The sequence below is a fragment of the Nostoc sp. PA-18-2419 genome (genome assembly GCF_005869855.1).
Taxonomy (GTDB): Bacteria; Cyanobacteriota; Cyanobacteriia; order Cyanobacteriales; family Nostocaceae; genus Nostoc.
Genome location: NZ_SZNH01000033.1, coordinates 62,297 through 85,517 on the forward strand (window position 1 = coordinate 62,297; position 23,221 = coordinate 85,517).

The following is a 23,221-nucleotide window of genomic DNA, read 5'->3' on the forward strand; positions in this document are numbered from 1 at the left end:
CATTTCAAACAAGAAGCAGCAGCCCAAATTTCAGGGCTCCCAAACTAGGACTGGGAACGAAATTAGTCTAGGAAAGAGTATAACTCATACAACCAGGACTTAAAACTCATGGGATTAGTCAAAAATATATCAATCGGCATTCTCGGTACTGGCTTCATGGTATTGGTAACAGGAGCTCAAGCCAAGGCTGTAACATTAACCTACGACAGAAGTATCGGTAGCCCAGGCTTTGGACCTGGACAGCTTTTTGTGCCCCAAGGCATAGCGGTGGATGACCAAGGGAATACCTACGTAGCTAACGGACGCGGAGTTAACCCGGATGGTACTCCTAATTTCAACCTCGGTGACAAAATTGAAAAATTTAGTCCTAGCGGTGAGTATATTGGAGCAATTGGCTCCGGGGGCACAGGACCTGGACAGTTTGACGAGCCAACAACTGTAGACTTTAATCCTGTAACAGGGGATCTGTATGCAGGTGATGTTTACAACAACCGCATCAATCAATTCGATTCTCAGGGTAACTTTATTAGATCCTTTGCAAATGGAGAATTTACCGGTCTGATTCAAGGTAGGCTTTTCTTTGGACCATCTGGTGTGACATTTGACAAAGCTGGCAACGTGTACGTTGGTGATTTTAACGGTGAAAGAATCTTTAAATTCACACCAGACGGACAGCAAATTGGTGTCATTGGTGGCACCACTGGCACTGCACTTGGAGAATTCCAAGGTGTAGCCGGTACAAGAATTTCCCCAGTTAGTGGAAATATCTATGTAGCTGACCAGTATAACAACCGCGTTCAAGTACTCGATCCAAATGGTAAACCTCTGTACGCATTTGGTTCAGCAGGTAGCGGACCTGGACAGCTTCTTCAGCCAATTGGCATCGAAGTGGACGACCAAGAGAATGTCTATGTAGCTGATTCTATCAATAGCCGCGTTCAGGTATTTGATAAAAACGGTAAGTTTCTGACTTCCTACGGTCAACCCGCCCTAGATGCATCAGGCAACCTAGTCCCACCTCCAGCATTAACTGGTCCTCCTTTTGGTAATCCCCTCGACCTCACTCCTGGCAGATTTAACTGGACGGGTGGGACAGCCCTTAAAGATGGCAAGCTTTATGTGGGCGATTTCTTCCAAGGTCGCGTTCAAGTGTTAAATGTAGAAGGCACAACTCAAGTACCTGAACCTAGTTCAGCATTGGGTTTAGCATTACTCGGACTTGGGGCTGCTACCGTCACCTTGCGGAAACGTGGGCAACAAAAGCCAGTCTTGAGTTTAGAGAAGGAACTGCAAAAACAGTGCTAAATAATTACTAATTCGTAATACTCACCTCCAGCGAGAAGCAAGCTACGTAATTCGTAATTTGTAATTTGTAATTAAAAAGGGTATAGCAGCTCAGACGCTCATTTGTAATTCAGTGGTGAATAAGACAGTGGAGAGTTCAGCCGCTACCACTGATTGTAATTACGAATATATAACTTGCTTCTCACACTCAGGTAAGTATTACAAATTACGAATTACAAACAAGGGAAATAAAAACTGGGCAACACAACAAAGCCAACATTATCAAGGTGCTTCCGGGGATTAAGAGCTTATGCACATTCTGATTTATTCATACAACTATTCTCCAGAGCCAATTGGTATTGCACCTTTGATGACTGAACTAGCAGAAGGGTTAGTCAAACGAGGTCACCAAGTGCGGGTGATTACGGGTATGCCTAACTATCCTCAGCGTCAGATTTATGATGAGTATCGGGGTAAATTATACGTTACTGAAGAAAAAAATGGTGTTACGATTGAGCGTTGTTATCTGCGAATTAAGTCCAAACCTAATCTCGTAGACCGCTTACTCCTAGAGTTGAGTTTTGTGTTTACAAGTTTCCCACAAGCCCTTAAAGGCAAACGGCCTGATGTCATTCTCTTAACAGTGCCGCCGCTATTGATTTCTTTACCTGCAATCTTACTTGGTTGGTTATACAACTGCCCAGTAGTGCTGAATGTGCAAGATATCCTTCCGGAAGCTGCCGTGCGTGTTGGGTTAATAAAAAATAAGTTCATGATTAGAACTTTGGAAGTTATTGAAAAATTTGTCTACCAAACTGCACATACTATTAGTGTGATTGCCGATGGCTTTGTAGATAATTTAATAAATAAAAGTGTACCTGCTAATAAAATTGCCTGTATTCCAAATTGGGTAAATTTAAATTTTATCCGCCCTTTTCCAAAGGAAAATAACTCTTGGAGAGCTACTCATCAACTTGATGATAAATTTGTTGTACTTTATTCAGGTAATATTGCCTTAACGCAAGGTTTAGAGACAGTAGTTGAAGCAGCAGCTTGCTTGCGTCATATCAAAGAAATTGCCTTTGTCATCGCCGGAGAATCCGAAGCCCTGAAAACGTTGCAAAAACATTGTCTTACTTATGGGGCAGATAACGTATTACTGCTGCCATTGGAAGAACGAGAAAAACTACCGCAAATGTTAGCAGGCGCAGATGTGGGGTTGATTGTGCAAAAACGGAATGTAATTTCCTTTAATATGCCTTCTAAAATACCATTGCTGTTAGCCAGTGGTCGCCCGATTGTAGGTTCAGTTCCCGCCAGTGGTACTGCTGCCAAAGCTATCAAACAAAGTGGTGGCGGCATGATTGTTGAGCCAGAGTCAGCAGATGCTTTGGCAACTGCGGTACTAGATTTATATAAGCATCCAAAACTGGCAGCCCAATTAGGACAAAAAGGAAGAAAGTTTGCAGTAGAAAACTATTGCTTTGAGCAAGCGATGGATCGGTATGAAGAATTATTTTCTGATGCGATCGCCAATAAAACATCAACTTTGGATATTTTACCTGAATTGAGTTCTCAAGAATCACTTGTTGATATTTGAAAATTGTGGGCTGGGGACTAGGAACTGGGAGTATATAGATTTATAGCAGTTTGCTTTTCAAGTAAGGTATGAAATCCAGGACTCACGCATCACATATACAAAGTTTCTGCTTTCTACCTTCTGACTTGAAAAAAAGTATGGGGTGTGGGGTATACAGGAAGAAACTTTTTTCATCAGGACTGCCTGAAAACCTGTAATTCTGTACTTCATAGAAACGAAAACTGCTGTATATAATGCCCAACACGCAATTCTAGAGCAAAGCGACCTTTACAAGATGACTGACTTATGAGCTTAGAGAAGCTTAAAAAAACTGACCAAAGCTTGATCGCTCTACTTAGCGATCGCCGATCATTATTAGCAGCATCAGAACTTCCTTCTTTAGATGAACAACTGGCTGATGTGGCTCCCCTACTCGCCGAAGCTGGTATTCCTGAGTCTGTTTGGGCAAGTATACTCAACAGTTGTCATGCCATTACCCCTAAATCTGCATCAGTAAATCCTGTCATACCTCGACAAATTACAATCGTCGGTGGACGTGGCAGGATGGGAAGATTATTCAAAGAGCAACTTTCGCTAGTAGGTCACAATGTTAGCGTTCTCGAACACGAGGATTGGGAGGATGCACAGCAATTGTTGAGTCAGGCAGAGTTAGTTTTAGTAAGCGTTCCCATTGAATATACAGTTGATGTTATCAAGCGTGCAGCTAAATACCTTGCCCCAACTACAGCTTTGTGTGACATCACCAGCATTAAAACCCAGCCAACTCTAGCAATGCTCGAATATCATTCAGGCCCAGTTATGGGCTTACATCCGATGTTTGGGCCAAATATCAAATCGTTTTGCGGACAAAAAGTAATAATTTGTCCAGGGCGCAACGATGATTCATTTGAATGGTTTTTAGACTTGATTAAAAGTCAAGGTGGAGAGTTAATTGTTTGTACGCCTGAAGAACACGACCAAATAATGGTGATTGTTCAAGCAACACAGCACTTCTGTAGATTTAGTCTTGGTGTTTTCTTGGCACATTCAAGAATTGATATAGAACAGAGTTTAACAATGTCAACTCCTAATTATCGTCAAGAAATTGAAATTGTTAAACGTTTGTTTTCTCAAAACCCTCATTTATGTGTGGATATTATGCTAGCTTCAGAAGAAAGGTGTAATACAATTAGCTTTTTAGCTAATACTTATAGCCGTTTAGCAAGACTGGTAGTCAGTAAAGATAAAGAGGCATTAATTCAAGAATTTGAAAATACTCAAAGCTTTTTTACTGAAAAAATCAAAACTTTTCTCCAACCTATAAATAAAATTTCTCAAACAGTTTCACGAGATTTTCAACCACAAATACAGACAAATATTAGCATTTGAAGCACAAAAACTATGCTGATAGACATCTTTCACGATACCGTTTGTCCCTGGTGCAAAATCGGGACAAAGCATTTGTTTGATGCACTAGCACAATGGCAAAAACAAGAAGTAGATATCCGCTGGCATCCCTTTATTCTTGACAATACAGTTCCTGCTGACGGGTACGAATTTCGCAGTTTTATGCAAAATAGAAAAGGCATCAAAGCAAAAGAACTGCAATATCTGTTTGATTCTACACAATATGCAGGTAAGGCGGCTGGAGTCAAGCTAGATTTTGAAAAAATCCGTTTGGCTGTGAATACTAAGCTTTCGCATCGATTGATTACACTTGCACCAGCAAAGGTTAAAAATAATGTTGTAGAAGCCATTTATAAAGCTTACTTTGAAGACGGTTTGAACATTGGAGATATTGACGTTCTAATTGCTATAGGTAGAGCTTATCAAATGGATTCTCGGGAATTACGGCTGCAATTGAGCGATGATGCCGCGATTAAAGCTTTTGTAGTTGAATCGATATTTGCTTACCCCAATGGCATCAACAGCGTGCCGTTCTTCATCATCAATAATAAAGTCAAAATAAATGGTTCTCAGTCAGTAGAAACATTTCTTGAAGCTTTGAATCGTGCCGCACTTTTGGAGATATCAGCAAAAATATGGTAGTTGACATCAAACAAAAAAGTAGATTCAATCTACAACCAATTAATCAACGTGTTTCGGTTACTTTTAACTACGGAGTTTACTTCACCCAAAATTTATTTGAATTAAAAAATCCTACCTTAGCCCAAGCGATTACAGCAGATGGAGAGACAAAGCCAAAGAAAGTAGTCGCAGTAATAGACGCAGGAATATTGCAGTTTCAACCTGAATTGGTTAAGCAATTAGTAGCCTATACCCAGTTTTATGCAGAGATACTAGCGATCGCCGCTCAACCAATGATAATTTCCGGAGGAGAAGCTGCTAAAAACGATCCCACTTTGTTAGAGGAAATTCACCAACTAATTGAAGCAGCCGGATTATGTCGCCATTCCTATGTGTTAGCCATCGGCGGTGGGGCTGTGTTGGATTTGGTAGGATATGCTGCTGCAACTGCTCACCGAGGAATTCGCCTGATTCGGATTCCGACGACTGTGTTAGCCCAAAATGATTCTGGGGTTGGAGTCAAAAACGGCATCAATGCTTTTGGTAAAAAGAACTTTCTGGGTACGTTTGCGCCACCTTATGCAGTTATAAACGATTCTGCCTTTTTGACAACCCTAGACGATCGCGATTGGCGTTGTGGAATTGCAGAAGCAATCAAAGTGGCGCTAATTAAGGATGCTAACTTTTTTGATTTTATCCAGTCTCACACCACAGCCCTTGGCCAGCGAGACATGGAGACTATGCAACAGATCGTTTATCGTTGCGCCCAGTTACACTTAGAACACATTGCTAATAGCGGCGATCCTTTTGAAATGGGTTCCTCTCGTCCCCTGGATTTTGGACATTGGGCGGCTCATAAACTGGAGCATTTGACAAATTATCGCTTGCGTCATGGCGAAGCAGTGGCGATCGGGATTGCTTTGGATAGCACCTATTCCTATTTATTAGGACTGCTGGATTGCTCAGATTGGCAACGGATAATGAATACTTTATCAGCTTTGGGTTTCACGTTGTATGTGCCAGAACTAGCTCAAAAGTTATCACAACCGGAACATCCTGATTGTCTATTTCGAGGTTTAACCGAGTTCCGCGAACATTTGGGTGGAGAATTAACTTTAACGCTGTTACAAGGCATTGGAAAAAGAATAGAAGTTCACAAAGTAGATTTGTCTTTGTACGGGCAAGCAATATCGTTGTTGTGCGAGTTTTACAATACCTCTTGGGAAGAACCACAGTAGGGCTACTGCTTCATTTTATTCTTCCCTTTGAGGGAGGCGGATAATTTCAAATAGTGTTCTTAGTGAAAGTACTAGAGAAACCCAATAAAAAGCTAATAAATTGACACCTCATCGAAAAATTATTCAATGTACTGTCTGCGGCAAATCTAGTACTCTTAAATCAGAAACAAAAACTTTTTAATTACATCTTTTAATTCCCAAATATGCGGATTTATAGAGGTTTAATTAGATAGGCATTAACTTATCTAAATTATCCTTGATCCGCAGATAGTTACTAATAAGGATTAATAGCTTTTGACTGATGACAGACTCATAACTATCTCTATGAGAAATTAGCCATGATTTTTGATTCCCGTTCATACACAACTCTTGGCGATGTAAGTGTTTCTCGCACCATCACAGAAGTGAAGATGGACACTGCTCTCGAAGAAATTCTTTTCTATTTAAATTCTCAGCGAGGCGGCTTGCTCAAGAGCAGTTACGAATATCCAGGGAGATACAAGAGATGGGCGATCGGATTTGTTAATCCTCCATTGGAATTGACTACACAGGATAATACTTTCACTGTGATAGCCTTAAATGAACGTGGTCAGGTACTTTTACCAATCCTATTAGAGTGCTTATCCAACTCCACACAACTTCATAAAATTACTCAAGTTAATAACTATCTTCTAGGCTTTGTTAAACCTGCAAAAAAATTATTTGCTGAAGAAGACCGGAGTAAACAACCTTCAGCGTTTACAGTTATCCGCGAAATCCTACATATTTTCTCTAGTCAAGAAGACGAGCATTTAGGATTGTATGGTGCGTTTGGTTATGATTTAGTTTTTCAGTTTGAGCCAATTTCTCATCGCTTAGAACGTCCTAAAGACCAGCGAGATTTAGTGCTTTATCTACCTGATGAACTAATAGTTGTTGACTACTATCAGCAACGTGGATTTCGTCTACAATATGAATTTGAAACAGTGTATGGTAGCACTAAGAATCTACCTAGAACAGGTGAGTCTGTAGATTATCGCGGAAAACATCTTCTGCTAAATCAAAATGCCGACCATAAAGTAGGCGAATATGCTAAAAAGGTTGAACTTGCACTTGATTACTTCCGCCGAGGCGATTTATTTGAAGTTGTTCCCAGTCAAAACTTTTTTGAAGCCTATGAAGAGCAACCAAGCAAACTATTTGAAACCTTAAAGGAAATAAATCCTAGTCCTTATGGGTTTATTTTTAATTTAGGTGGAGAATATCTGATTGGTGCATCTCCAGAAATGTTTGTGCGGGTAGAAGGGAGGCGGGTAGAAACTTGTCCAATTAGTGGTACCATTAGCCGGGGACAAGATGCTCTTGATGATGCGGTGCAAATTCGTCAATTACTCAACTCCCACAAAGATGAAGCAGAGTTGACGATGTGTACTGATGTCGATCGCAATGATAAATCTCGGATTTGCGAACCCGGTTCGGTACAAGTGATTGGGCGTCGTCAAATTGAATTATACAGCCACTTAATTCATACAGTAGATCATGTTGAAGGCACACTGCGATCGCAATTCGACGCTTTAGATGCCTTCTTGAGCCATACTTGGGCAGTTACAGTCACCGGCGCACCCAAAAGAGCCGCAATCGAATTTATCGAACAGCATGAAAAAAGCGCTCGACGTTGGTATGGTGGAGCAGTTGGTTATTTAAATTTCAATGGCAATTTAAATACTGGATTAATTCTGCGGACAATCCGATTAAAAGACTGCATCGCCGAAGTGCGAGTTGGTGCTACTGTCCTTTATGACTCTATACCACAAGCAGAAGAACAAGAAACAATTACTAAAGCTGCTGCTTTATTTGAGACGATTCGGCGTGTTAAGCAAGCAAGTAAGAAAATTGATGAATCTAAGTCTATAAAATTAAGTAAACGCATCCCAGATGTAAAATCTGACAAACACATCTTATTAATAGACTATGAAGATTCATTTGTTCATACCTTAGCCAATTACATTCGCCAAACTGGTGCAAGCGTCACCACACTTCGTCATGGATTTTCTGACTCACTTTTCGATACCCAACGACCTGATTTAGTTGTTTTATCTCCCGGCCCTGGTAGACCAAATGATTTTCGGGTTCCGCAGACTGTCCGCGCAATTCTCCATCGCCAAATTCCCATTTTCGGAGTTTGTTTAGGACTGCAAGGCATCGTAGAAGCTTTTGGTGGAGAATTAGGAGTTCTCAACTATCCTCAACATGGTAAATCCTCACGGATTTTCGTCACTGATTCAAATTCCGTGACCTTCCAAAACTTACCGCAATCATTTACAGTAGGCAGATACCACTCATTGTTTGCTCTACCCCAACATTTGCCAAAAGAATTGAAGGTGACAGCGATTTCTGATGACGATGTAATTATGGGCATTGAACATCAGACACTTCCCATCGCCGCCGTTCAGTTTCATCCCGAATCAATCATGACTTTAGCCGGAGAAGTCGGGCTGGAAATCATTAAAAATGTCGTAAGTGCATATACGCAAACTCAACAGTCATTGGTCATTGGTCATTAGCCAAACAGGGCATTGGCAGTGTGGGAGGAAAAGGAAGTGTGGGAAGGGTGGTCGGTGTGGGGGGAAAGATTTCTTCTTCATCCTCCTACACTCCCCACACTCCCCCATCTCCCCCTGCCCCCTGCCCCCTGCCCCTCTGCCCCCTCTGCCCCGCCCCTCTGCCCCCCCTACTCCCCCCAGCAGTTTATGACTAACCAAGTTGCCCCTCCCCGCCATATTCTCGAAGAAATTGTGTTGCATAAAAAGAAAGAAGTCACAAAAATGCAGCAAGAACTGCCTTTAACCTCCTTGCGACAACAGTTAAATGCAGCCCCGACTGTGCGAAATTTCTTGACTGCTTTGCAGGAAAATCCTAGCCAACCTAGCTTAATTGCCGAGGTTAAAAAAGCATCACCAAGCCGGGGAATTATCCGCGCAGATTTTGACCCAGTAGCTATTGCTCAAGCTTATGAACGAGGTGGTGCAGCTTGTTTATCAGTCCTGACTGACCAAAAGTTTTTTCAGGGCAGTTTTGATAATCTGCGGGCTGTGCGATTAGAAGTAGCATTACCTTTACTGTGCAAGGAGTTTATCATTGATCGCTATCAAATTTATTTAGCACGGACAGCAGGTGCAGATGCAGTCTTATTGATTGCCGCCATTTTATCAAACCAAGAACTCCAAGACTTTTTACAACTAATTCATAACTTGGGCATGAATGCACTGGTGGAAGTGCATACCTTGGCTGAACTGGATCGAGTCTTAGAGCTTGACGACTTACGTTTAGTAGGAATCAACAACCGCAACCTCGAAGATTTTACCCTTGATTTAGGAACAACACAGCAACTTTTAGCAGAGCGTCAACAACAATTACAAAGCTTGGATATCACCGTCGTCAGCGAGTCTGGATTGTATACACCCGCTGATTTAGCTCTTGTCGCCGAAGCTGGTGCCCGTGCAGTTTTAATCGGAGAATCTTTAGTTAAACAAACCGATGTAGAGCAAGCTGTACGCACTTTGGTAATTCGTAATTCCTAATTATTTACTCATCTATTCCCGATGTTGCTTTGAGGCAATTATATGAAAGCGATGGCGATCGCCAACTTCGGAAGTCCAGAGGTGTTTGTAGAAACTGAAGTGAATAAACTGACACCAAGGAACAACGAAGTTTTAGTCAAGGTTTATGCCACCTCAGTTAACCCAGCCGACTGCGGGATGCGTCAAGGAAGTTTCGGCCCCAGAGTCAAATTACCTGCAATTCTTGGATTTGACGTTTCAGGTGTCGTTGAAGCTGTTGGCGAAAATGTTAAGGATTTTCAGGTAGGTGACGAAGTTTATTATGCGATCCCCCATGAGCAAGGCGGCGGTGCTAATGCGGAGTATCATGTCGCAAATGAATCAATTATTGCCAAAAAGCCTGCAAATATATCGCATTTAGAAGCTGCTAGCGTACCTGTAGCGGGGGGTACAGCATGGGCTGCACTGATTACCAGGGCAAATATCAAAGTCGGTGAAATTGTTTTAATTCATGGTGGTGCTGGCGGTGTCGGTACGTTCGCCATTCAAATAGCTAAAGCAGCAGGCGCTTACGTTTACACAACCTGTGGTAGTTATGATAGCGATTTTGTCAAGTCTCTTGGCGCAGATAGAGCAATTGATTACCGGAACGAAGACTTTATCAACATCATTATGCAAGAAACCAATGGTCAAGGAGTTGATGTAATTTTTACTACCGTTAGTGGTGAAATTTTAGCTAAAAGTTTAGCGGTTACAAAAGCTGATGGTCGCGCTGTAACTATAACAGGCGTGACGGGTGACCTCAACTTCGCTATTTTCAAAAATATTACTGTCCACTTTACACACTTAGACCAAACCCGCCCTAAGCTTGATGCCTTAAGAACCTTAATTGAACGGGGTCAAATTAAACCCGTTGTTGGAAAGACTTTTGAACTTTATCAGTTAGCCCAAGCTCATAAAACCTTAGAGGAAGGCGGCGAGGGTGTACGCGGCAAAATTATTGTGCAAATTGTATAAATTAATACTTATAATTTATCACTGGTTATTAGTTTCTGCTTTTTTGTAAAGCATTACCTATGACTCAAATCTCGAACTTAAAAAAATGGAGTTCAAATACTCATTAATGGAGCTAAAAGACTCATTAATGAAGTTCAAAGCCTCATTAATGGAGATAAAAGGCTCATTAACAGAGTTCAAACACTCATTAACAGAGTTCAAACACTCATTAATGGAGCTAAAAGGCTCATTAATGGAGTTCAAAGCCTCATTAATGAAGCTAAAAGACTCATTAATGAAGTTCAAAGCCTCATTAATGAAGCTAAAAGACTCATTAATGAAGTTCAAAGCCTCATTAATGAAGCTAAAAGACTCATTAATGAAGTTCAAAGCCTCATTAATGGAGGTAAAAGGCTCATTCGCCTAGTCCTCAGTTCCCAGTCTCCTGCTACAAAAGCTCGACAACAAAAAATCTAGCGCCAACATGCTGATTACTAATTGTTGATTATTTCAGAACTTATTAACCAATCATTAACTATTTTTCCGGATGACTTCTATCTCTGCTGACTTTCAAACTTTACGCGATCGCCAACAGTGTGCTTTAATCCCTTTTATCACCGCAGGCGATCCTAACTTAGAAACTACTGCCGAAGCTTTACGCATTTTAGATCGCAATGGTGCTGACTTCATTGAGTTGGGCGTTCCCTACTCCGATCCTCTAGCAGATGGGCCTGTAATTCAAGCAGCAGCAACTCGCGCTTTGCAAAAAGGCACGAAATTAGAGCAAGTGTTAGAGATGTTACAAGGGGTGAGTCCTAGCCTGAAAGCACCAATAATTCTATTTACTTACTACAATCCCATTTTGTACCGGGGTATTAAAGCATTTTTAAGAGAAATTGCTGCTGCTGGGGTGCAAGGGTTGGTAGTACCAGACTTACCCTTAGAAGAGGCAGAAGAATTAATCCAGACTGCTGCATCTTTTGGAATTGAAGTAATTTTACTTGTAGCTCCTACCAGTTCTAGAGATAGAATTGAAGCGATCGCTCGTCAATCTCAAGGATTTATCTACTTGGTGAGCGTTACAGGAGTTACAGGTATCCGCTCTCAACTCCAAAACCGCGTAAAGCATTTAATCACAGATTTGCGAAGCGTCACCGATAAACCCATTGGCGTTGGTTTTGGCATCTCAGAACCAGAACAAGCACACCAAGTAAAACAATGGGGTGCAGATGCAGTGATTGTTGGTAGCGCCTTTGTCAAACGCTTAGCCGAAGGTAGCCCAACTGAAGGATTGCAAGCACTAGAAAAGCTTTGTCAAGAACTTAAAACAGCGATTACAGAAAGTCAGCGCCAAAGTCCATCTCTTCAAGAGGTGAGATAAATTCACCCGCAGACTTAGTAAATAGCGAATAAAGGATTAATTTCTTTTTCTCCCGTCTGCCCTCCTGCCCTCTGCTTCCATTAAGAGAATGAAACTTCTGCTGAAATCTGTCAAAATATTAATTTATAGCTTACTTCTAGTTAGCACCTGTGCGCTTACAGTCTTCGCGCATGATCCCACTGACCACGGACAATACAAATACCATTGGAATTACAATTTACCCGGACAACAGGGTTATTCAACTGTCAGAAAAAACGTAAATGACCTGACTAAAGCAGAGAAAACAGCCTTAGTCAAGGCTATCAAAACCTTAAAAACAACAATTCCCGCAGGTAGCAAAATCAGTATTTATGACCAATTCGTTGCCATACATCTAGGGGCAACACGCTTGATTCATAACCATAAAGGGCATTCCAATGGTTCTGTTCAAGAACTTGCTCATGAAAATGCCGCATTTTTCCCTTGGCATCGAGAATATATCCGCAGATTTGAACAAGCTCTACAAGCAGTAGACCCAACTGTTAGTCTGCCATACTGGGATTGGACAGACGCCAAAGCACTCGATGTGATTTTTAATGATGACTTTCTTGGTTCTAACGGTCAAGGAGTAACCATCAAAATTCCAAATCAGGGCAATTTTACAGGTGGGCCTGTGCCTGGGGCTTTTTCGGCGGCAAATGGCTGGGTTATGAATCCAGCATTAAACATTGATCCAGATACCGGAACATCCTTAGGCACATCACTAGTGCGGTTTCTGAGAGTACCCCCTGCCAGCGATTATCCTTTGCCCAAAAAAGATATTCAGCGTGTCCTTAGTCTTAATAACTATTCTCTATTTCGCCCTGCTTTGGAAGGATTTATCTCTGTAGATGAGCAAGGTAAAGTCACTCCCGGAGGATTCCTCCACAACTACATTCATGGCTTAGTCGGTGGCGTGCAGATAGACGCGAGTACCACACCCATAACCTTTAAAAGTCTGGGTACGATGGCCAATATTCCAAGTTCGCCTTATGACCCTGTGTTTTGGTTGCATCATGCCAATGTAGACCGCCTCTGGGCCCAATGGCAAGACAACGGCCATCAAGGTAGCAATTTTTATCCTGCTGATGGTGGTCAGCCTTATGGACACAATCTTAAAGACTTAATGTGGCCTTGGGACGGTGGCATGTCTACACCTAAAGCTACGGCGTTAGGAAATTTAGTACCCCTATTACCAAAATTTGACTCTAACGATTTGGTGCGGCCTATAGACGTTTTGAATCACAGAAAACTGGGCTATACCTACAAAACCTCTGAAAATCAAAAGCAAAAAAGTTAGAACGAAAGTAAAAAACTTAAAATCAAAGGATTTTCGACTATGGTAAGCATACAAAACATCAACACTACAATTTCACCTATGGCTGTGCTACCTGACCTTTTAGGCAGGTTTGGACAATTCGGTGGTAAGTATGTCCCCGAAACCTTAATGCCTGCATTAAGTGAGTTAGAAGCCGCATATCATCAATATCGTAATGAGCCGAGTTTCCAAGCAGAACTACAAAACTTACTGCGGGATTATGTGGGACGACCCAGCCCATTATATTTTGCTGAACGTCTGACAACAAACTATGCTAGACCAGATGGCACGGGTCCGCAAATCTACTTAAAACGTGAAGATTTAAATCATACGGGCGCTCACAAAATCAACAATGCTTTAGCTCAGGTGTTACTCGCAAAACGCATGGGCAAGCAACGAATTATCGCAGAAACAGGTGCAGGTCAGCACGGGGTAGCAACTGCAACAGTGTGTGCGCGGTTTGGTTTGAAATGCGTGATTTACATGGGCGTCCACGATATGGAACGCCAAGCCCTCAACGTGTTTCGGATGAAGTTGATGGGGGCAGAAGTGCGCCCAGTGGAAGCAGGAACGGGAACCCTCAAGGATGCAACTTCCGAGGCAATTCGGGATTGGGTGACCAACGTAGAAACAACCCATTACATCCTGGGTTCTGTTGCAGGGCCCCATCCCTACCCAATGATTGTACGTGACTTCCATGCTGTAATTGGGGTAGAAACTCGCGCTCAATGTCAGGAAAAATGGGGAGGGCTACCAGATATCTTACTGGCTTGTGTGGGTGGAGGTTCCAATGCGATCGGCTTGTTCTATGAGTTTGTGAATGAACCAACTGTACGCCTAATTGGAGTAGAGGCGGCTGGTGAAGGTGTAGATACAGAAAAACACGCTGCTACCTTGACAAAAGGAAAAATAGGTGTACTACACGGTGCGATGAGTTATCTACTGCAAGACGATGATGGTCAAGTAGTGGAAGCGCATTCGATTAGTGCCGGACTAGATTATCCTGGTGTCGGGCCTGAGCATAGTTATTTAAAGGATCGTGGTCGCGCTGAATATTACAGCGTTACCGATAAGCAAGCCTTAGAAGCTTTTCAGAGACTTTCACAACTAGAAGGGATTATTCCAGCTCTAGAAACAGCTCATGCGATCGCTTATCTAGAATTTCTTTGTCCTCAGTTAGAAGGCAGTCCGCACATCGTCATCAATTGCTCTGGTAGAGGTGATAAAGATGTGCAAACTGTAGCAAAAGTCATTAATCATTAGTCCTTTGCTAATAACCGATTATGATAGCTCTAACTCAAATACCATCTGATAACATCTCCCTCGCTTCTGAGTTCTACAACTGGCCAGCTTTATTGCAACAATTGCTCAATCGGCAATCGTTGACGGTTTCCCAAGCTGCGGATCTGATGCAAGGTTGGCTGGTAAATGCCATTCCCCAGGTTCTATCAGGAGCGATTTTAGCTGCGATTCAAGCTAAAGGCGTATCTGCTCAAGAATTAGTAGGCATGGCCAGCGTCTTGCAATCCCAAAGGCTAGAAACTGGGCAAGAGTTTTCCCAGTCCCCAGTACTGAGTACTCAATCCCCAACTCCTCTAATTGACACCTGTGGAACTGGTGGAGATGGCGCTTCAACTTTTAACATTTCTACTGCTGTTGCTTTTGTTGCCGCAGCCGCAGGGGTTAAAGTTGCCAAGCATGGCAATCGTTCCGCATCTAGCAAGGCGGGTTCTGCTGATGTGTTGGAAGCTTTGGGTATAAATCTTAACGCCACTCCTGAGAAAGTACAAGCAGCAGTGGGTGAGGTGGGAATTACCTTTTTATTTGCTCCCGGGTGGCATCCGGCACTCAAAGCCGTTGCAACTTTGCGACAAACTTTGAAAGTGCGGACTATTTTTAACTTGCTTGGCCCACTAGTAAATCCGATGCGACCGACAGGGCAAATTATTGGTGTCAACGACCCGCTTTTACTTGAAGAGATTGTTCAAGCTTTATCCCAATTGGGATGTCAGCAAGCGATCGCTCTCCACGGACGAGAACGTTTAGATGAGGCTGGTTTGGCAGATGTCACTGACTTGGCTATACTCCGAGGTAAGGAAATGTATTGCCTAACACTCAATCCTCAAGAACTTGGTTTGAATTTTGCACCAACTGCGGCCTTGCATGGTGGAGATGTCCAACAAAATGCCGAAATCTTGAAGGTAGTTTTGCAAGGTAAAGGCACTCAAGCGCAACAGGATGTAGTTGCTTTAAATACAGCCTTAGCATTACAAGTAGGCAAAGCTATTGATGGAGAAACTGATGTTTTGACAAGTTATGTCAAAGGTATTGCCTTTGCAAAAGAAATTCTGCAAAGTGGTGCTGCTTGGGCAAAGCTAGAACAACTTGCACAATTTCTGCACTAGACAAATCTCTCCTCAAGCTTCCCTTTGCTTCATGACCTAAAGTTTACACACAATTCTCTTGACCTGCACTCTCAATGCATCGACCTGCACTCTTAATGCATCGACCTGCACTCTTAATGCATTGACCTGCAATCTTAAGGGACTAACAAATAAAAAATATTCCACTGTTCACAATCAACGGTCAACAGTGAACAGTCACCGACCTGCTTACTACCAATAAAAGGATTTTTCAAACATCCTCTTAGAGGTTTGGAGAGGAGTCGTGACGTTCACCCAAAATTATACCGAAGGAAAAACAGATGATTATAGTACTGAAAAATGCTACGCCCATTGAAGAAATTACTCGCATCAGCCAAGAACTGAGCGAGATTTGGAAAGTCACTGTAGAAAAAAGCATCGGCACTCATAAAGTAGTGCTGGGGCTAATTGGTGATACTTCTACCATCGATAAATTGCAAGTCCAGGAGTTCAGCCCTTGGATTGAGCAAGTATTACGAGTGCAACAACCTTTCAAGCGGGTTAGCCGAGAATTCCGACATGGAGAAGCCAGCGAGGTTGTTGTACCCACGCCTAACGGTCATGTCTATTTTGGAGAACATCATCCCATCGTAGTCGTAGCTGGGCCTTGTTCTGTTGAAAATGAAGCGATGATTGTCGAGACAGCAAAGCGAGTAAAAGCAGCAGGAGCAAAGTTTTTGCGTGGTGGAGCCTACAAACCCCGCACTTCACCTTATGCTTTTCAAGGTTATGGTGAAAGCGCCTTAGATTTGTTAGCAGCAGCTCGTGAAGCTACGGGTTTGGGCATTATTACAGAACTCATGGATGCTGCGGATTTACCAGCAGTGACGCGGGTAGCTGACATAATCCAAATCGGAGCTAGGAATATGCACAATTTCTCGCTGCTCAAAAAAGTAGGCGCTCAAGATAAGCCAGTGCTGCTGAAGCGAGGAATGTCTGCCACAATTGAAGAATGGCTGATGGCAGCAGAATATATTTTGGCATCAGGAAATCCAAATGTGATTTTTTGTGAACGAGGAATTAGAACCTTTGATAGCAAATATGCCCGTAATACTTTAGATTTGTCGGTGATTCCAGTGTTGCGATCGCTCACCCATTTACCAATCATGATCGATCCCAGTCATGGTACAGGTAGGTCAGAGTACGTTCCATCAATGGCAATGGCTGCGATCGCTGCTGGTACAGATGCCTTAATGATTGAAGTTCACCCCAATCCAGCCAAAGCTTTATCCGATGGGCCTCAGTCTCTAACCCCTGAAAAGTTTGACCGCTTGGTTCAAGAAATGTCAGTTATAGGTAAAGTAGTCGATCGCTGGCCGACACCTGCATTTGATAGCCTTGGTGAAAGACATCTTCTGTTAACCACCACAACTGTCAAAGCTGATAAACCGTAATCCTAACCGATTTGTAGCGTTGCTGATTTTGAATGTGAACGATTACAAAAACTGATTTAGAAAAGTTCTCAGCTAGTTTTTCTAAAAGCGTAAAGTTCTTTCATATTTTTAATCAGCAACGTATTATACTATTTCCGAAAAATTCAGTATTCAGAATTCTCCAAGTCAAAATAATTATTAAATAATCCTGTTTAAAATTGATGACTTACAGCAGTTTTCATCTATTTAGACCACATACTCATCTTCCTCTGTGCGACTTTGTCTTGGAAAGTTCTGAGGCCTCCGGCAAGCCGCCCTCCTGGCGTCTACGCCGGAAGTCGGCGCTCAGACTTTCTGCTGCGCCTGGAGCGTGAAAAAAAGCCGTGGTTAATTTACCTGAAAATAGCTGTAATCAGTGTTGAAAGCCAGTTCCTTCTCCTGACAAAGACGCACGACGAACAACTTTTGGAAAATACGCAACCCACTGGCTCCTGTTGACTACAAACAGTAGGACATTTTTTATTTGTCATCTTAAACTATAGAATTATGCACTAAGCTAGTTGACGGAGCTGAAGTAGACTTAGCAGTAAGAGGTTGCAAAGCAGTTAAGATTTTGTTAACCTTTATGCTTAAAATTGCACAAGAGGTTTATTTAGCATCTACTAAAAGCTAAACTTGACCCTTGCAGGACTCCCCCAAGACATGTTGACTGAAATTTTACCTTTCCGCTTTGAATTAGACACGATCGCCATAGCTGGAGCTAGCTTGTGGTCATTAGCGCTATATTTAGGTTTTTCCAAAACCAGTGAATGGGTAATCGAGCAACTCAACCGCTGGTTTAACTTTGCAGAGCGATCGCTTTATACCAGCCAGTCAGAATTTGAAAAGACTCGTAAAGCTCGAGAATCGCAAAACGCTTTTTACGCCTCACTGTTTAGTATCATACCTTTCTTGGTAGTTGGCGCTTTATTTAATTGGGGTGTGGAAATCAGTTTAGGACGTAGCTGGGGAATCAGCTTAGGTATACTTGCTTGTATTAGTTGTGGCATTTTTGAACTAGGAAGACGCAATGGTGGGTCTTTGGATTAAGTAACAGAGGATGAGACCCCATCTTCCTTACTTACTAATTTCCTCACCAATAATCTTTGCTATCTTCTGAGCTGCTCCGCTTTCGCCACGAACCTGACGTAGCTTAACTCGAATCTCGTCCAATTTTTCTGGATGAGCTAAAAAATCTAATACCATTTCTCCAACTTCTTTTGGCTGGAGTTTGCCTACAAGTTCTGGCACGATTTCTGATTGTGCCCAAATATTTGGCCATGCTAATAAACCTTTGCGTCTCAGGAATAGCCAGTTAATTACCTTAGCAAAAGTAGAACCCACCCCTGGTAAATTCGCTAATAAACCTGGTAAACCATCCCAAGAGCGCATCGCATCTAATTGTTGGGTAGGTAGCAAAACAATCATCGGCACTCCTAAAGCGCCGAGTTCAGCGGTGTTTGCTCCCACTGTAGTCAGGCAGATACAGCATTGGGATAATAAATCATAAGCAGGGTTTTCTTGACATAATTCTACAGTTAGACCTGTCTGTGTTTTAAATAATGCCTTACTTTTTCCGTCCTTTGGAATGAATAAGGAAACATTGCTAATACCAAAAGTTTCTACAAAAGGGTTTTTTTGGGAATCGCCAAAACTAGCTAAGGTTTGTAAATCCACCGTTGGAGCCACAGGAATTACAAATTTGGTTTGGGGTCTGTTGGCGTGAATGTGTTCGGCAATAGCCAACATTATAGGTATTCCTTGAGTTAATTTTGCCGCTTTTGAACCTGGTAACAGACCAATTAAGTCAGTTATTTGTCCTTGGTCATTTGTTACTAACTCTTGACCAATGATTAATGACGAATGACTACTAGCTTCTAGCATTAAATCTCCCACAACAGTGAATTTGTGGGCATATTTTTGGGAAACACGGGCACCAACTTGAGGTTTCATAACTCCAAAGCGGTCAATCCAGTTATGCCATCGGGCTTCCCATTCGGCGTAAACAACTGTGCGATATCCTAGTTTTTTGCCAATGACTACAGGAAAAATTTGGTCGCCACCGAGGAAAACGACTACACCACAACTTCTCCAGTCCCAATTATCAAATGTTTTGCCCCAAAGCAAAAATTGCCAAAAATGCTCTGCTGACTGAACTCTGTCTACTTCTGGGTAAGAAAGAGCGATCGCAGCTTCTTTACCAGTAGCATTAGGACAGGGAGATAAAACTACAGAAATCCTCACAACAGAGCGGTCATCCCCTAATTCTTGCCGCAATGCCTTCACTACTGGACGCACCCAAGTGCTTACTTCCCCTGGGCCGTTGGAGAGAATGAGAATATCTACTGGAGTCATGAATGAATGGTGACAGTTAAAGGCTATTAATCAAGAGGCAAATATTACCATTATCGTTCCTAAGTTACACAGGCAATAGAGCATTGGCAGGGGTAGGAGGAATGGGAAGGATGGAAAGCTTTTTTATAATCTCTTGCCACTCCCCACACTCCCCTATTCCCTTTGACTTTTGTTTGCTCTAGACTCGACCTTAATCCTTCTTTGTCGATTCGTGAAGAATAATTAAGAAAAACGAGTGTTAACAAACATGATAAAAATGTTCGCAGAGAGCTTAATTGAGATTGGGGCTAGATTACAGATAAATTGGGTTTTAGTAAACGCCTGCTTGCAGTTTGCTAGTTGGGGGCTTTTCTCGCTTTTCCTCGCGGAAATTTTAAGAGACAGCTATCATGCATTGTGTCACCAAGTCAATTGGCTGGCTAAATGGCACAACAAGCACCACATGGCCTATCGCCGGGATTTATCCATTGTTTCTTCAAAAATTTACCAAGAATCCCAACTTTATCACGACGTTTTAGAATCGAGCTTACTAGTAGTCGTATTAACCTTAATTGCCTTAATTATTTCGCAAACGGGGTTATGGCTGGGAGTAGCTTATGCTTGCACCTTCTTATATGGCGCGTCTGTACGATATTTGCAGGGAAAAATTGACACAGACTACAATCACCTACCCGGCCCTTTAGAGACTATTCCATCCATTTGGTGGGTGAATCGGTCTTATCATTGGCGGCATCATTTTGATGATGTCAACGCTTACTACAGTGGTGTCTTTCCCTTGGTCGATAAAATATTAGGAACAGGACTATCTCTTAAGGGTAAAACCGTGGCTTTAACTGGAGCATCAGGAGCTTTGGGACAAGCATTAACAGCTGAACTTGTCAAGTGTAATGCTAAAGTCGTGGCATTAACTACAAACCCAGAAAAATTAGAGCCGCAAAATGGCGTAAAAGTGATTCCTTGGCAATTGGGCAATGAAGCTGAGTTAAAAGAGAGTTTACAAAAAATTGATATTTTAATTATCAACCACGGAGTCAACGTCTACACCAGCCGCACACCAGAGGCCATCAACTCTTCCTATGAAGTGAATACCTTTTCTGCATTGCGGATGATAGATATATTTTTGACAACTGTTACAGGACCACAAGCCAAAGCAACTAAGGAAATTTGGGTTAATACTTCTGAGGCTGAAGTGTCGCCAGCACTGAGTCCCCTTTATGAACTCAGCAAACGAGCGCTAGGAGATATTGTTACGCTCAAGCGTTTGGATGGGAATTGTGTAATTCGTAAGTTGATTCTTGGCCCCTTTAAGAGTCAACTTAACCCTTATGGAGTAATGTCTGCACAGCAGGTTGCTCGTATCATCTTGTTTTTGGCAAGGCGAGATTTCCGAAATATTATTGTGACAATCAATCCTCTGACGTATTTCTTATTTCCCTTGAAGGAAACTAGCACTTGGCTATACTACCGAGTCTTTAGCCGCGCAGACAAGAGCAAGTAATGTCACAATTGAGTCAACTTAAGAAACTTCAACAAATAAATTATCTCGTTTGAAGTTGATGACTGTTGACCGCCAGTTGCTACAACTGGCGTTCATCAGTCAACACCTGATTCTATTGAGAATACTCGAAGATATTAGGCAAGGATAGCAAGTCTCCTGTAATATAAATGTACTAATACAAGGACTCAAAGCAGGGAGAGTGATGCTATGTCAAAAACAGCAGGGTGGTTAGGGACTTCAAAGTTGATGCTACCTGATGGAGACAATTTGATTCACCATCACCCCCAGCGTAAGTATACCTAAAATAGTCATCAATCCGGCAGGCATAAACTTGCGCGTTTTAGCCAGTCTAAATACAAAGAATGCTACTAAAACAGCAGTAATCAACACGGCAAAAATCAAACCCAGAGTTTGTCCTTGGAGTTGGAAATAAGCGGCAATAATTAGTAATAAACCGCTAATACCGCCACTGAGGAGCGAAACCTGACTTTTAGCTTGAATATAGCCAATAATGCCACCAGCGATCGCCAATATGCCATAAGCAAAAGCACCGATTATACTTAAATTCATTGTTAAAACCTATGTAGATTTTGATTTTGCTGCCAGGGTCAGCAGACAATTTACCATAGCTGTTGAGCTATATCACTCAGTTGATTAATAATCAAGCGATGCCAATGGTAAGTACTTCCTCCCATACGAAAGTTCAATATCTCCAGCGCCAAGCAGCCTCATTTTTACTGTACCAGTCAGTTCTCCAAGACGAAGTCGGGGTAGCATTTCTTGACCTATTGCAAGCTATACGTTACATTGATGCCGATGCCCGGGGTTGTCTGCAAGCTTATGGCAGTTATTTCTATGCTTTGGCTGCAAGAAATCAAAACTGGGAAGATTATATAATTACTCAAATTCTCTTTTGTGAAAATCCCTTTACAATACTTGCTCAACAACAGAAATTTGAGGACTTACCCACTGCTTTAGTAGCAGCAGTTCAGCATGATTTACAAGTATTACAAAGTCTGTATGAATGTAGCAGCGCTTTTTTGAGCGAGTGGGTACAAACTGTTGCTCACATGCCAATTTCACCAGTAGTGTGGTATGACGAATCAGAAAAGCTAAAAAAACAGACAAAATTTTCTGCATACCTCCAAGAGTTAGATAACTGGGGTGATGCTGTAGAGAAATTAGCAGCTTATTATCGGCAATATGGTTCTGGTTTATTTGCCCAGTATCGCGCTTTTCGCTGGCAAGGAGGACAGTTTATTGGTATCCAATATCCCGATCCGATTAAGCTTAGCACCCTTGTAGGTTACGAGTCTCAACGAGATACTTTGCTTAAAAATACAGAGTTTTTATTATCAGGAGAGGCAGCACTGCATGTATTACTTTATGGTAGTCGCGGTTCGGGAAAATCTTCTTTGGTGAAATCTTTGTTACATGAATATAGCGATCGCTCTCTTTGTTTGTTGGAAGTTGCAAAATCTGATCTAAAAGATTTACCAGAAATTGTAGAACATTTACGGGGAGTGTCACAAAAATTTATTATTTTTGTTGATGACCTTTCATTTGAAGAAGATGATGATGCTTTTAAAGCACTTAAGGTAGTTTTAGAAGGTAATTTAACTGCAAGACCCCAAAATGTAGTTGTATATGCTACTACTAATCGTCGTCACTTGATTCGGGAATTTTTTGTGGATAGACCTGCGCCTAAGGATAACGATGAAATCCATGCTTGGGATACGATGCAGGAGAAGCTTTCGTTTAGCGATCGCTTTGGTTTAACCTTGACTTTTGAACCAGCTAATCAAAAAACCTACTTAAATATTGTCCACCACCTAGCAGCACAAGCTGAAATTAATATTACCCAAGAAGATTTAGAATTTCAAGCATTACAGTGGGCAACTCGTCATAATGGTCGTTCTGGACGCACAGCACGGCAGTTTATCGACTTTTTAAAAGCAGATTTAACACTTATTCATGAAGCAAACAGTAATACATCCAAGACTGAAAATTAATATTCATTCAATGATCATGACACTTTTTGTTTATTACTTAATAATATTATGTACAAATAATTATAAGTTTTATAATTATGATGATAAAAAACAATAAATTAAAATTTTAAATTTAAAATTAGTATGAAAACTGCTTATTC

The 23,221-nt window shown here is 41.8% G+C and carries 19 protein-coding genes; 17 read left to right on the forward strand and 2 right to left on the reverse strand.

The window, feature by feature from the left end; all coding sequences use genetic code 11:
• Positions 1–108 precede the first annotated feature (108 nt).
• From scyF to FCR06_RS25570, 15 genes are all read left to right on the forward strand, one after another.
• Entirely contained in the window at positions 109–1,305 is a 1,197-nt protein-coding gene (gene scyF / locus FCR06_RS25500; RefSeq protein ID WP_138504698.1) for a scytonemin biosynthesis PEP-CTERM protein ScyF, read from the forward strand.
• Between the two features lie 289 nt (positions 1,306–1,594).
• Positions 1,595–2,884: a glycosyltransferase family 4 protein gene (locus FCR06_RS25505; RefSeq protein WP_138504700.1), complete on the forward strand. Its 1,290-nt coding sequence runs from the start codon at positions 1,595–1,597 to the stop codon at positions 2,882–2,884.
• 285 nt (positions 2,885–3,169) lie between these two features.
• A complete protein-coding gene (gene tyrA / locus FCR06_RS25510; RefSeq protein ID WP_138504702.1) occupies positions 3,170–4,252 on the forward strand; it encodes a bifunctional chorismate mutase/prephenate dehydrogenase in 1,083 nt (360 codons plus the stop codon).
• Between the two features lie 12 nt (positions 4,253–4,264).
• Positions 4,265–4,912, forward strand: coding sequence for a DsbA family oxidoreductase (locus tag FCR06_RS25515; RefSeq protein ID WP_138504705.1), 648 nt, complete (start codon positions 4,265–4,267; stop codon positions 4,910–4,912).
• On the forward strand, positions 4,906–6,129 hold the full coding sequence (locus FCR06_RS25520; RefSeq protein ID WP_138504707.1) for a 3-dehydroquinate synthase: 1,224 nt from the start codon (positions 4,906–4,908) through the stop codon (positions 6,127–6,129). The genes FCR06_RS25515 and FCR06_RS25520 overlap by 7 nt, the downstream gene beginning before the upstream one ends.
• 338 nt (positions 6,130–6,467) lie before the next feature.
• Positions 6,468–8,672, forward strand: coding sequence for an anthranilate synthase (locus FCR06_RS25525; RefSeq protein ID WP_138504709.1), 2,205 nt, complete (start codon positions 6,468–6,470; stop codon positions 8,670–8,672).
• Positions 8,673–8,858: 186 nt separating this feature from the next.
• Positions 8,859–9,689: an indole-3-glycerol phosphate synthase TrpC gene (gene trpC, locus FCR06_RS25530; RefSeq protein ID WP_138504710.1), complete on the forward strand. Its 831-nt coding sequence runs from the start codon at positions 8,859–8,861 to the stop codon at positions 9,687–9,689.
• 42 nt (positions 9,690–9,731) lie between these two features.
• Positions 9,732–10,685, forward strand: coding sequence for a zinc-dependent alcohol dehydrogenase family protein (locus FCR06_RS25535; RefSeq protein ID WP_138504712.1), 954 nt, complete (start codon positions 9,732–9,734; stop codon positions 10,683–10,685).
• Between the two features lie 85 nt (positions 10,686–10,770).
• A complete protein-coding gene (locus FCR06_RS25540; protein WP_223280286.1) occupies positions 10,771–11,091 on the forward strand; it encodes a hypothetical protein in 321 nt (106 codons plus the stop codon).
• Between the two features lie 120 nt (positions 11,092–11,211).
• The gene (gene trpA, locus FCR06_RS25545) at positions 11,212–12,045 is read left to right on the forward strand and encodes a tryptophan synthase subunit alpha (protein WP_138504714.1); all 834 of its coding nucleotides are present in this window, start codon (positions 11,212–11,214) and stop codon (positions 12,043–12,045) included.
• Between the two features lie 88 nt (positions 12,046–12,133).
• A complete protein-coding gene (locus FCR06_RS25550) occupies positions 12,134–13,363 on the forward strand; it encodes a tyrosinase family protein (protein WP_138504716.1) in 1,230 nt (409 codons plus the stop codon).
• Between the two features lie 39 nt (positions 13,364–13,402).
• Entirely contained in the window at positions 13,403–14,644 is a 1,242-nt protein-coding gene (trpB, locus tag FCR06_RS25555; RefSeq protein ID WP_138504725.1) for a tryptophan synthase subunit beta, read from the forward strand.
• Positions 14,645–14,664: 20 nt separating this feature from the next.
• A complete protein-coding gene (gene trpD, locus FCR06_RS25560) occupies positions 14,665–15,786 on the forward strand; it encodes an anthranilate phosphoribosyltransferase (RefSeq protein ID WP_138504726.1) in 1,122 nt (373 codons plus the stop codon).
• Between the two features lie 299 nt (positions 15,787–16,085).
• Positions 16,086–17,198 carry a 3-deoxy-7-phosphoheptulonate synthase gene (aroF, locus tag FCR06_RS25565; protein WP_138504728.1) on the forward strand — a complete coding sequence of 371 codons (1,113 nt, stop codon included), beginning with the start codon at positions 16,086–16,088 and terminating at the stop codon, positions 17,196–17,198.
• A 681-nt stretch (positions 17,199–17,879) separates the two neighbouring features.
• The gene (locus tag FCR06_RS25570; protein ID WP_138504730.1) at positions 17,880–18,266 is read left to right on the forward strand and encodes a hypothetical protein; all 387 of its coding nucleotides are present in this window, start codon (positions 17,880–17,882) and stop codon (positions 18,264–18,266) included.
• A gap of 27 nt (positions 18,267–18,293) precedes the next feature.
• Here the strand turns inward: FCR06_RS25570 and FCR06_RS25575 are convergent, their stop codons facing one another.
• Positions 18,294–19,571 carry a lipid-A-disaccharide synthase gene (locus tag FCR06_RS25575; protein ID WP_138504732.1) on the reverse strand — a complete coding sequence of 426 codons (1,278 nt, stop codon included), beginning with the start codon at positions 19,569–19,571 and terminating at the stop codon, positions 18,294–18,296.
• Positions 19,572–19,818: 247 nt separating this feature from the next.
• Between FCR06_RS25575 and FCR06_RS25580 the strand changes: the two genes are divergently transcribed.
• A complete protein-coding gene (locus FCR06_RS25580; protein WP_138504734.1) occupies positions 19,819–21,069 on the forward strand; it encodes a bifunctional sterol desaturase/short chain dehydrogenase in 1,251 nt (416 codons plus the stop codon).
• Positions 21,070–21,318: 249 nt separating this feature from the next.
• On the opposite strand, the gene FCR06_RS25585 is transcribed toward FCR06_RS25580, so the two are convergent.
• A complete protein-coding gene (locus tag FCR06_RS25585; protein ID WP_138504736.1) occupies positions 21,319–21,639 on the reverse strand; it encodes a TMEM14 family protein in 321 nt (106 codons plus the stop codon).
• A gap of 83 nt (positions 21,640–21,722) precedes the next feature.
• Here FCR06_RS25585 and FCR06_RS25590 point away from each other — a divergent pair, with 83 nt between their 5' ends.
• Positions 21,723–23,081 carry an ATP-binding protein gene (locus tag FCR06_RS25590; protein ID WP_138504790.1) on the forward strand — a complete coding sequence of 453 codons (1,359 nt, stop codon included), beginning with the start codon at positions 21,723–21,725 and terminating at the stop codon, positions 23,079–23,081.
• The last annotated feature ends 140 nt before the right edge of the window (positions 23,082–23,221 follow it).

What these genes read in the sequence shown, in the direction of transcription:
- trpA (WP_138504714.1), top strand. Translation starts at nt 11,212, where the DNA reads ATGACTTCTATCTCTGCTGACTTTCAAACTTTACGCGATCGCCAACAG.
- trpC (WP_138504710.1), top strand. Translation starts at nt 8,859, where the DNA reads ATGACTAACCAAGTTGCCCCTCCCCGCCATATTCTCGAAGAAATTGTG.
- FCR06_RS25540 (WP_223280286.1), top strand. Translation starts at nt 10,771, where the DNA reads ATGGAGTTCAAATACTCATTAATGGAGCTAAAAGACTCATTAATGAAG.
- FCR06_RS25575 (WP_138504732.1), bottom strand. Translation starts at nt 19,571, where the DNA reads ATGACTCCAGTAGATATTCTCATTCTCTCCAACGGCCCAGGGGAAGTA.
- FCR06_RS25520 (WP_138504707.1), top strand. Translation starts at nt 4,906, where the DNA reads ATGGTAGTTGACATCAAACAAAAAAGTAGATTCAATCTACAACCAATT.
- FCR06_RS25550 (WP_138504716.1), top strand. Translation starts at nt 12,134, where the DNA reads ATGAAACTTCTGCTGAAATCTGTCAAAATATTAATTTATAGCTTACTT.
- FCR06_RS25505 (WP_138504700.1), top strand. Translation starts at nt 1,595, where the DNA reads ATGCACATTCTGATTTATTCATACAACTATTCTCCAGAGCCAATTGGT.
- trpB (WP_138504725.1), top strand. Translation starts at nt 13,403, where the DNA reads ATGGTAAGCATACAAAACATCAACACTACAATTTCACCTATGGCTGTG.
- tyrA (WP_138504702.1), top strand. Translation starts at nt 3,170, where the DNA reads ATGAGCTTAGAGAAGCTTAAAAAAACTGACCAAAGCTTGATCGCTCTA.
- scyF (WP_138504698.1), top strand. Translation starts at nt 109, where the DNA reads ATGGGATTAGTCAAAAATATATCAATCGGCATTCTCGGTACTGGCTTC.
- FCR06_RS25535 (WP_138504712.1), top strand. Translation starts at nt 9,732, where the DNA reads ATGAAAGCGATGGCGATCGCCAACTTCGGAAGTCCAGAGGTGTTTGTA.
- FCR06_RS25585 (WP_138504736.1), bottom strand. Translation starts at nt 21,639, where the DNA reads ATGAATTTAAGTATAATCGGTGCTTTTGCTTATGGCATATTGGCGATC.
- FCR06_RS25515 (WP_138504705.1), top strand. Translation starts at nt 4,265, where the DNA reads ATGCTGATAGACATCTTTCACGATACCGTTTGTCCCTGGTGCAAAATC.
- aroF (WP_138504728.1), top strand. Translation starts at nt 16,086, where the DNA reads ATGATTATAGTACTGAAAAATGCTACGCCCATTGAAGAAATTACTCGC.
- FCR06_RS25525 (WP_138504709.1), top strand. Translation starts at nt 6,468, where the DNA reads ATGATTTTTGATTCCCGTTCATACACAACTCTTGGCGATGTAAGTGTT.
- FCR06_RS25580 (WP_138504734.1), top strand. Translation starts at nt 19,819, where the DNA reads ATGATAAAAATGTTCGCAGAGAGCTTAATTGAGATTGGGGCTAGATTA.
- FCR06_RS25570 (WP_138504730.1), top strand. Translation starts at nt 17,880, where the DNA reads ATGTTGACTGAAATTTTACCTTTCCGCTTTGAATTAGACACGATCGCC.
- trpD (WP_138504726.1), top strand. Translation starts at nt 14,665, where the DNA reads ATGATAGCTCTAACTCAAATACCATCTGATAACATCTCCCTCGCTTCT.